The following is a 9,844-nucleotide window of genomic DNA, read 5'->3' as shown; positions in this document are numbered from 1 at the left end:
CTTTACAGAACTATACAGCGTAAATAAGAATAATAACTTAACCAAAGTAAAATTTTCCTGAATACAGCCAATTAATGCCGTCATAAGGAAAAGCAGTGAGTAGAGGAGAGAGAAAGCGATGAGGGACCCTTATCTGTTGGCAGCAGGCTTGTTAACAGGATTAGCAATACCAGCATCGGCTCTTCCACATCTGTCAATTGTCCTGCCAGAAAGTTCTAGATTCCTGTGGGATTTAAAACAAGGTTCGCAGACAATAGCCAGTACAAAAATTATCAAGAGCGTTGATCTCTCCTTACCCGAACTCAGCGGCCAAGCGTTCCAACCCCTAAAAAGTTCGCAGCCAATAGTAAGTGAGAAAAACGTCCCTAGCGTACCAGAATTCAGCAGTCAGGGATTACCAGCCACAACAGAGTCATCACTTAACCCCAGTACCCAAGGAGCTGGTCTATCACTGACATCTGGCAATCAACTTTACTACCAAAGATTGGCGGCTCTGAAAACAGGTCAGATTTATACACGCGTAAATAGTGATAATTTGCAATCATTGTGGGAGTCGATCAAGAAACGTCAGCTAACTTATGATGACTGGAAAAGTTTATTAGCTTTAGAAGCAAGAGCGATCGCCCAAGGTCAAGGTGCCAATCATCTAAGTATTTTAGTTGGTGATTCTTTGAGCATGTGGTTTCCCAGAGAAAAACTGCCTGCTGGTAAATTGTGGCTGAATCAAGGCATATCTGGAGATACTTCTAGTGGCGTTTTAAAAAGATTGGGTGCATTTTCAGCAACACGGCCAGATGTTATTTACCTCATGGCTGGGATTAACGACCTACGAAAAGGTGCTAGTGATGAAACAATTTTGCATAATTATCGCCGGATTGTCCGGCGTTTACGCCAGACTCACTCCAAAGCTCAAATTATTGTCCAATCAATTTTGCCTACTCGTCTACCAAAAATTTCCAATAGCCGTATCCGTCACTTGAACATCCAACTAACCGTGATTGCTAAACAAGAAGGTGCTAATTATCTCAATATTTATAGCTGGTTTACGGATATAGAAGGCAATTTGCGCCCAGAGTTGACCACAGATGGGTTGCACCTGTCTCAAGAGGGATATGATGTGTGGCGAACGGCACTACAGCAAATAGAATACACACTCACTCAGCGGGAGTAATTGAGCGATCGTGCCAATACTTGGAGCGATGTCTACGACGGGCTGCGCCTACGCAATTTTTAAACTTATGGAAGTTACTGATACTGATGCCATCAACATACGTTCTGTAATTGAATACCAATTGGCAGCCTTTAAAAAAGATGATGCCCAAGGCGCTTTTGCCTTTGCTAGTCCGGCGATACAGGCGCAATTCGGAACCCCAGGAAATTTTATGCAGATGGTAAAAACAAGCTATCCAGCAGTATACCGTCCTCGTTCTGTATTTTTTGAGAACATAACAACCATCCAGGGAAATATAACTCAACCAGTGCTGCTACTTGCTCCTGATGGAGTTCCCTTGAGGGCTTTATATTTTATGGAAAAACAGCCCAATCATATCTGGAGAATTAACGGTTGCTTTCTAGTTTCTCTAGAAAGTAAATAAACTCTATATTTATTGAACTAAAATTCTATACTTTAACGCCCAAGGCTTCCCTATTTAAAACCTGATTTAACTTACCGCTACGATAACCTTCTAAATCTAAGGTTACGTAGATAAATCCAAAATCTTGAAATGCCGAAACTAGTGTTTGTAAATCGTTAGTTAATACAAACTCTTTGATTTGTTCTGGTGGTAATTCAATACGTGCTGTATCCCCTTCCGATCGCACGCGTAAATTCTGCCAACCTAGCTTTCGCAGATAAATTTCTCCTCTGCCGACTCGTTGCAACTTAGCGACAGTAATCTCTTCACCGTAAGGAAACCGGGAACTGAGACAAGGTTGAGCAGGTTTATCCCACCAAGGTAAACCGAGTTGTTGCGAAAGCTGGCGAACTTCAACTTTGGTGACACTCACTTCTGCTAAAGGCGATCGCGCCCCTCTTTCCTTAGCCGCCTGAATTCCTGGGCGATAATCATGCAAATCATCAGCATTCACCCCATCCACCACATAAGGATAACCCAACTCTAAAGCTAAAGGTTTGAGAGTGTCGTGCAACTCACTTTTGCAAAAATAACAGCGGTTAACAGGGTTAGAGGTGTAATTGGGATTTTCCATCTCGTGAGTCTGGACGATTTTATGAGGAATCCCAATTGTTGCAGCTTGAATTTTGGCGTCTTCCAATTCTTCTGGTAACAGTGAAGGAGAAACAGCCGTGACAGCCAAAGCGCGATCGCCCAACACATCATAAGCAATTTTGGCAACCAAAGTGCTATCAACGCCCCCAGAGTAGGCAATCAACGCCTGCTCCATTTCTTTAAATAAGGCTCTTAATTGCTCAAATTTTTCTGTCAGCATCATTTCCCCATCCTGCCACAACCCTACAGCACCCAATCATTTATATTGTAGTCATTACTTTTGGGGCATGGGGCATGGGGCATTGGGTATGGTTATTCTCGTTGTCTCCCTCATCTCCCCTACTGCCTACTCCCCATCAACCGAAGTTGGTGCTTGACTGTACTTAGCTACCAGACTGGCTAAAAGTGGTAAATCAATTGGTTTAGAAATATAGTCATTTACTCCAGCAGCTAGACAAGTTTCGCGATCGCCTTTCATCGCCATTGCTGTTTGAACAATTACCGGAATCGTGCGATATTGCTGATGTTCTCGCAGTTGTTGTATTAAGTTAAGACCATTTTCATCGGCCAAACAAACATCCATTAAAATTACCGCTGGATCTAACTGTCTTAGGGCTTCCCACATCTCGTCAGCATTCTTAACCCAAGTCACTTGATATCCCAATTTACGTAGATAAATTTGCATCAAATTAGCATTGGGTAAATCATTTTCTACCAGCAAAATTTCTACAGAGGAACTAGGTGTCAAAGGCAGAGAAAATGAGGAAAAATTTGCTTCTTCTGCTTCCTCATCTTCCCCTGCTTCCTTATCTACCCTGACTCCCATCTCTTGCTTAAGAGGAAGTACAAGAGTAAAACGGGAGCCACGATCTATTTCAGATTCAACTTTCACCCAACCACCGTGAATTTGGGCGAGTTTCTGAGTCACTGCTAAACCCAAACCAGTACCTTCAATACCATCTGCTACGGCCTTGGCAATTTGGAAATATGGCTGAAACAGTTGAACTTGGTCTTCCTGGGAAATGCCAGTGCCAGTATCCCAAACTGTAAAATGCACAAATACACCTTTGGAAGCAATCTGTAAGCCAACACTTCCTTTACTGGTAAACTTTAGGGCGTTGAAGAGTAAATTCAACAACATTTGTTTGAGTCGTAAGGGGTCAGCTACTAAGGTTGTAATATCGGGTTCAAGTTTTAGACACAGTTTCAAACCTTTATTAGCAGCTTTCTCTTTCACCAGTGCCAAAACATTGCTACACAATATTGGCACATCTACTGTTTCCCACTGTACTTCTAGCTGATTTGCTTCAATTTTAGAGAGATCCAAAATATCGTTAATAAGAGCAAGTAAGTGTTTACCGCTAGACTGAATGATATTTAAATACTCTTGCTGACGTTCTTTAGTTGGTTCGTACCCTGGAGCTAAAAGCAGATGGGTAAACCCAATAATGGAACTAAGCGGTGTGCGAATTTCGTGGCTGGTGTTTGCCAGAAACTGATTTTTCAGTTGATTAGTGCGCTCCAATTCTTGATTAGAGTTACTTAACTGTTCACACCGTTGCGGCCAAGACAGGATGTGTCTAAGTTGTAGCAAGGCTGTAGTACAGCAGTTGGTAGACCTTGTTATCAATTGCGATCTGAGTTGAGCTTGCGATTCTATAAACGACTCATGATCAGAACTTAAGGGCGCTGTGGCAAGAATTAGCCAGCCGATAATGCCAGAATCATCCGCCAACCGCCAAGCGCTCGGTAGTTGCTGATTCTCAAGCTGTTGCAAATCTTCAATTTTTATGACTTCTTGCAATCTCAACAGCAGCTTTTTTTCTGCTGTCAGCACTTCTAGAAATAAAGGTGATGAATTTGGGGATGGAGAACGAGAAACATAACAAACTGTGGCAACAGTTTCTTGTGGTTGACACATAGCGATGCCTACGGCACATTCTGTAAGTGCCAGATTACTGCTGTGAATAGCACTGTTAATCTCGTTAACCACGGTTTGGAAAATTTCCGCTTGTGCTGCTTCTGACTGTGGGACAGTGTTACAAGCAGAAAGCAAGCAATCATTAAGGCGACTTTGCAACTGATTTAAGCTGCTCTCCAGCCACAGCTGCGCGCGAAGTTGCTCAATTGTTGTCAAAAGTTTTGGCGTTGCATCTATCAGTGATTTCTGGTCTGGTAAGCTTGAATACTGCTGCATGGTCAACTAGACCGCTGAACAAGTTTAGCTACGCATAAAAATCCCAACAGGATTTTATGTATATTAGCGGACAATTCTTTTTTATTTATAAACGATAACTTATGTTGTTATAAACCATAACTTATGATGTCGAGTTTAGCAGCTACTCCAAAAAAAAATTATTGTATAAACCACTAACCTAAAATTTTTTCAACGCAACTGAAGATTTATGGATACACAATTTGCCCAACTAATCGTAAATGGGATTGCGGTGGGGAGCATTATTGCTCTAGCCGCAGTCGGACTGACTCTTACTTATGGAATTTTACGGCTATCGAACTTTGCTCATGGTGACTTTCTCACTTTAGGAGCCTATTTAACTTGGCTGATAAACACCATTGGAGTCAATATTTGGCTGTCGATGATCCTAGCGGCGGCGGGAACGGTAGCAGCAATGCTGTTATCGGAAAAGTTACTGTGGTCAAAGATGCGCTCTATCCGTGCTACTTCGACTACGCTGATTATTATTTCTATTGGACTTGCCTTATTTCTTCGCAATGGGATTATTTTTATCTGGGGTGGCAGGAACCAAAATTATAATTTACCTGTTACTCAGGCTTTAGATATTTTGGGTTTAAAGATACCGCAAAATCAATTATTGGTATTAGGGTTGGCGGTGTTAGCAATTTTGGCGCTGCATTATCTGCTGCAAAATACCAAAATTGGTAAGGCGATGCGAGCAGTTGCCGATGATCTGGACTTAGCAAGGGTTTCAGGTATCAATGTCGATCGAGTAATTTTCTGGACTTGGGTAATTGCTGGCACTCTTACGTCATTGGGCGGCAGTATGTATGGGTTAATTACAGCTGTGCGCCCGAACATGGGATGGTTCCTAATATTACCATTATTTGCCTCAGTAATACTTGGGGGAATTGGCAACCCCTACGGTGCGATCGCAGCAGCTTTTATCATTGGCATCGTCCAAGAAATCAGCACTCCTTGGCTGGGTTCACAGTACAAACAAGGTGTAGCACTGTTGATCATGATTTTGGTGCTGCTCATTCGTCCCAAAGGTTTATTCAAAGGAACGATTTGAGCAGCACCACTCCACTTCTAATTATTCAATAATGTGGAAATACCAGGCTGCTACCAGGAAATTGATAGCTAACAAGAATATTGCCCAGCCTGTGCGATAGGCGTAGGGAGGTTTAGCTCCACTGTCGGCAACTGGTAAATCTGCCGGATTCTTCGTTGTTTTAGAGGTCATAATCCGATTCTCCTAATGTCATGACTTTTTAAGAAATACCAAACTGGCGTACCAAATACTCAAATTCTTTAAGAATATTTGTGTGAAGTTGGGCATTGGGCATTGGGCATTGGGCATTGGGCATGGGTTATTCTCCTTGTCTCTCCCTATTCCCTACTTCCCACTCCCTACTCCCTATTTTTAATGACTATTGTTTTGTATTAATTCAGACTTGGCTCGGCTTTTATAGCGTTTAGATACTTCTTGTTCGGGATCGATACCTTCAAAAGTTGGGGGTAGCCAAACTCGCAGGAATAGTAGAACTCCTAACACTAATAAAAAGGCACAAGTTGCTAAAACTTGACTCCAACTTGCTTCTAGAACACCTTTAACAATGACTTCTCGCAAGGCGGAAACGATGGAAACTTCAACAGCTACTCCAATAGATACTCGATGTTCTTGTAGGTAAATAATCAGCAGTCGAAATAACTCAACTAAGATAAGTAAAAAGAGAATATCAGCAGTAACAGCATGAAAATCTAGAGGTGGAAGTAAAGAGAGAAACATATCTCTCACCTGAAGCACCATAAAGCTAAATAAACCAATACACAAACAAATCACAATCACATCTTGAATAAATTCCAAGGTTCGCACGACGCGCCCACGATTTATTTCGTACATCGTAATCGGGGTATTTTCAACAGATTTATACATAGTTTTTTGGAAGTTGTAGAGACGCGATGAATCGCGTCTGTGGAGAGCAGGGGAGCAGAAGAATTATTAATTAATGCCCAATGACAAATGACAGATGACAGATGACAAATGACAAATGACAAATGACAAATTAGTAATGATTGCCAATTTTGCGGTGATGCGCAGCAGTAAGTGCATCTAGCTTGGCGACTCTTCCAGTTTGGACTATGCTATAAATTACCCAATGATCTCCACAATCCATACGGCTAGTGATTTCACATTCCATGTAAGCTAGAGCTTCAGCTAAAACGGGCGATTCATTTTTAGCTGGATATGTTTTAACTCCAGCAAATCTATCTGCGCCAGGAGCAAAACGCTTGAGGAAATGTTTCATTAATCCTTGATATTTGCCTTCTTCTAAAACATTTAAAACAAAGCGATCGCCAACGTGCATCAAGGATTCAATTGCCCGATCTTTGGATACTGCGATCGCTACTCCTAAAGGCTCAAGACTGGCTTGTGTCACCCACGAAGCCAGCATTGCACTCTGAACTTCTCCTTTTTTGGCAGTGATAATATATAATCCTGTGCTAATCCGCCCTAAAGCTTTTTCTAGCTCGGTATTGATAGATTTAATTTGTTTTATGCTGCGATCGCGGGTCAACCATTGACCCATATCTGTCCCCGCTTCATCACAAAGTTGTTCCGTTGCTTGGGTAGGAATTTCTTTAACTAAGATAGGAGGAAAAGCTTCAGTTAATCCTAGTTCTTGAAACTTATTACGTAAAGGATAAACAGGTTCATCATCTCCTCCTCCCGACTCTAATAAACCAATCGCCTGTTTCTTGTGAACAGCAGCCAAAATTGTACTTAAAGCAGCTTGAATCATCACCGAAGATTGGGGTAACATTGCAATTACTAAACCAGAAGCTTGTGCAACTAATTCTCGAACTTCTTGAGGCTCGGCACTATTGAGGTCTACTAATTCTACTGCCACCCCTGTTTTCGCGCATCCATGCGCTATGGAACGGACTAAATGCTCGCTATATCCATAATCCTCAACATAAAATAGAGCCACTAAAGTCTCTGTTTTTGCTTGTTCTAAACTCCAGTTTTGATACCGTCCAAGCCATTCAGAGATATAGTGTTGTAATAAAGGGCCATGTCCTGTAGCAACAGTTGCTATTTCTAACTTTTCAATCCGCTTTAAAGCTGCCAAAACAGACCGGGCATTAGGCCCCATGAGACAATCATAGTAATATTTAAAATCTTCCTCAAGTAAGCTGACATTTTCATCATAAGTGTGGTCATCACAGTAGTGCATCCCAAACACATCGCAAGTGTAGAGTGTAGAAGTTTTATGGTCATAGGTCAAGATTGTGTCAGGCCAGTGTAAGTTAGGTGCAGAGATAAATTCTAATTCGTGTCCGTTGCCTAAATCTAATCGCTCTCCACTTTTCACCTGCATTGATTTAAAAGGCTGGTGAACCATATTTTCTAAAAATTGAATAGCTACCTTTGCACCAACAACAGTAATGGAGGGAGCTAATTGCAAAATATCTTTCACTAAGCCACTGTGGTCTGGTTCTGTATGGCTAATAATCAAGTAATCTATTTTAGTTGGATCGATTAATCCCGCCACTACCTCAAGATATAATTGCTCAAACTTACGGTGAGATGTGTCAACTAAGGCAATTTTTTCTCCTTGAATTAAGAAAGAATTATAGGTTGTACCATTCCGTAAACCAAACTCGATATCAAAACGTTCTCTATCCCAATCGAGACAACGTATAGCAGTCGTTTGAGGAGCAATTTCAACAGTTTCAATCGTCAAACGTCCAGGATTGGAAATAACTTGAGTAAGCTGTGTGAGTGCAACCATTTCTTTTCTCCAAAAGAATATTATCTGGAGCGAGTGTTATGTTTCTTATATTTACCTGAAACATTCAATTAGTAAAATGCCAATTTCTAAAGCTAATCATTAGAAAGATTTATTTATCATTTAGCTTGACTTACCATTGAATTACTCAATGTTTATCATTACTTTTATATTCGATAATGAACGTGAGAAAATGCAAATTCTAAGTTAGAATCTTGTGCAGATGTCGTTAACCTTTATTACTCCTCCTCTACAACAAATCAACAGCGAAATCGCTCGTCACGCTGGTGTTGAACTATATGTGCTGCGCCTGGATCTTATGCACCCGTGGGTTAACGGCAATAAGTGGTTTAAGCTGAAATACAATCTTTTAGAGGCCAAAGAGAAAAACTTCACAACACTGCTAACCTTTGGCGGCGCTTATTCCAATCACATCTATGCAACTGCGGCGGCTGGTAATCTTTTCGGTTTTCGCACCATCGGCGTAATTCGTGGAGAGGAGAGGCTATCATTAAACGCAACGCTGAGTTTTGCTATACAACAGGGTATGCAGCTTGTGTATCTAAACCGCGAAATGTATCGACAGCGCAACACACCAGCTTTAGAAGAATATCTGCGACAAAGTTTCGGCGAGGTGTTTATCATTCCCGAAGGCGGGAGTAATTTAAATGGTGTGCGCGGCTGCATAGAAATAGTTGGTGATGCGACGATCGCATTCGATCGTATCTGCGTAGCCTGCGGTACAGCTACCACACTAGCAGGTATTGCGCTTTCGTTGCATCAAGGACAAAGAGCGATCGCATTTCCCGTTTTAAAAAATGGCGCATTTCTCGCTCAAGAAATCGAAAATCTATTGAAAAATTACCTCGCCTCTGGCTTACCCTCGCCATATAGTTCTCCCGCTTCCTGGGAATTGGTATGTGATTACCATTTTGGCGGCTATGCAAAGGTGAACGATGAGTTGCTACTGTTTAGCCAGCAGTTCACACAGGAACATGGCGTACCCCTCGATTACGTATATACCGCCAAAATGTTTTACGGAGTGATGGATTTACTAAAGCAGGGATTTTTTTGTAAAGGCGATTCATTACTGCTGGTACATACAGGCGGCTTACAGGGCAACGTTGGCATGGAGGAAAGCTTGCAGAGACTTTCTAAAAGCTGAGTTGCCACTTAATTAAATATCAGTTAGCCTTGTATGGAATTTTACTAAAACAAGTAAAATTCACATACCAATCTTGATATTTACTCAAAGTTACATAAGGTTAACTCAATGTTTACATCTACTGAACGGATTAAGTCGGATGATCAGAGTATTGCTCTCTATTTGGAAAATCTTTTATCAAACAAGTATCAAATTCCAACCTTTCAAAGAGATGTCGTCTGGGAGAAAGAGAATGTTAAAAAACTTTGGGATAGTATTTATAAGTTTTACCCTTTAGGAAGTATTCTAATTTGGAAAACTCATACAAAGCTACAAAGCCATAGAGAAATAGGCGGTATAAAATTTACTGATAATTTTTACTCTAATGAGTACCAGTACATTTTAGATGGACAACAAAGAACAACTTCTTTATTAACATCAATACATGGGAACAAGATTGCTAATAACGAAAATTTTG

At 41.2% G+C, this 9,844-nt stretch carries 10 protein-coding genes; 5 read left to right on the top strand and 5 right to left on the bottom strand.

All coding sequences use genetic code 11. The annotated features are described in order from the left end of the window. The first annotated feature begins 118 nt into the window (after positions 1–118). On the top strand, positions 119–1,171 hold the full coding sequence (locus IQ229_RS02785) for an SGNH/GDSL hydrolase family protein (RefSeq protein WP_194041081.1): 1,053 nt from the start codon (positions 119–121) through the stop codon (positions 1,169–1,171). Positions 1,172–1,238: 67 nt separating this feature from the next. Then, complete coding sequence (locus IQ229_RS02780) at positions 1,239–1,595, top strand: DUF4864 domain-containing protein (RefSeq protein ID WP_194041085.1); 357 nt, start codon at positions 1,239–1,241, stop codon at positions 1,593–1,595. A 25-nt stretch (positions 1,596–1,620) separates the two neighbouring features. Here the strand turns inward: IQ229_RS02780 and larE are convergent, their stop codons facing one another. Next, positions 1,621–2,448, bottom strand: coding sequence for an ATP-dependent sacrificial sulfur transferase LarE (gene larE / locus IQ229_RS02775; RefSeq protein WP_194041083.1), 828 nt, complete (start codon positions 2,446–2,448; stop codon positions 1,621–1,623). Positions 2,449–2,574: 126 nt separating this feature from the next. Beyond that, a complete protein-coding gene (gene hrmK, locus IQ229_RS02770; RefSeq protein ID WP_194041079.1) occupies positions 2,575–4,425 on the bottom strand; it encodes a hybrid histidine kinase/response regulator HrmK in 1,851 nt (616 codons plus the stop codon). A gap of 208 nt (positions 4,426–4,633) precedes the next feature. On the opposite strand from hrmK, the gene IQ229_RS02765 reads away from it, so the two are divergent. Next, positions 4,634–5,500, top strand: coding sequence for a branched-chain amino acid ABC transporter permease (locus tag IQ229_RS02765; protein WP_194041077.1), 867 nt, complete (start codon positions 4,634–4,636; stop codon positions 5,498–5,500). A gap of 21 nt (positions 5,501–5,521) precedes the next feature. On the opposite strand, the gene psaX is transcribed toward IQ229_RS02765, so the two are convergent. From psaX to IQ229_RS02750, 3 genes are all read right to left on the bottom strand, one after another. Further along, positions 5,522–5,671: a photosystem I protein PsaX gene (gene psaX / locus IQ229_RS02760; protein WP_194041075.1), complete on the bottom strand. Its 150-nt coding sequence runs from the start codon at positions 5,669–5,671 to the stop codon at positions 5,522–5,524. Positions 5,672–5,851: 180 nt separating this feature from the next. Next, positions 5,852–6,364 (bottom strand): phosphate-starvation-inducible PsiE family protein, encoded by a 513-nt coding sequence (locus tag IQ229_RS02755; protein ID WP_194041073.1) that lies wholly within the window; start codon positions 6,362–6,364, stop codon positions 5,852–5,854. A 130-nt stretch (positions 6,365–6,494) separates the two neighbouring features. Beyond that, a complete protein-coding gene (locus tag IQ229_RS02750) occupies positions 6,495–8,225 on the bottom strand; it encodes a diflavin flavoprotein (RefSeq protein WP_194041071.1) in 1,731 nt (576 codons plus the stop codon). Positions 8,226–8,445: 220 nt separating this feature from the next. On the opposite strand from IQ229_RS02750, the gene IQ229_RS02745 reads away from it, so the two are divergent. Beyond that, a complete protein-coding gene (locus tag IQ229_RS02745; protein ID WP_194041069.1) occupies positions 8,446–9,387 on the top strand; it encodes a 1-aminocyclopropane-1-carboxylate deaminase/D-cysteine desulfhydrase in 942 nt (313 codons plus the stop codon). Positions 9,388–9,495: 108 nt separating this feature from the next. Next, on the top strand, positions 9,496–9,844 hold a 349-nt coding region (locus IQ229_RS02740), incomplete at its 3' end, for a DUF262 domain-containing protein (RefSeq protein WP_194041067.1).

It is taken from the genome of Nostoc cf. edaphicum LEGE 07299 (genome assembly GCF_015207245.1).
Classification (GTDB): Bacteria; Cyanobacteriota; Cyanobacteriia; order Cyanobacteriales; family Nostocaceae; genus Nostoc; species Nostoc edaphicum_B.
The sequence above is the reverse complement of the archived record's forward strand: the minus strand, read 5'-3'. Positions and strand labels throughout refer to the sequence as shown.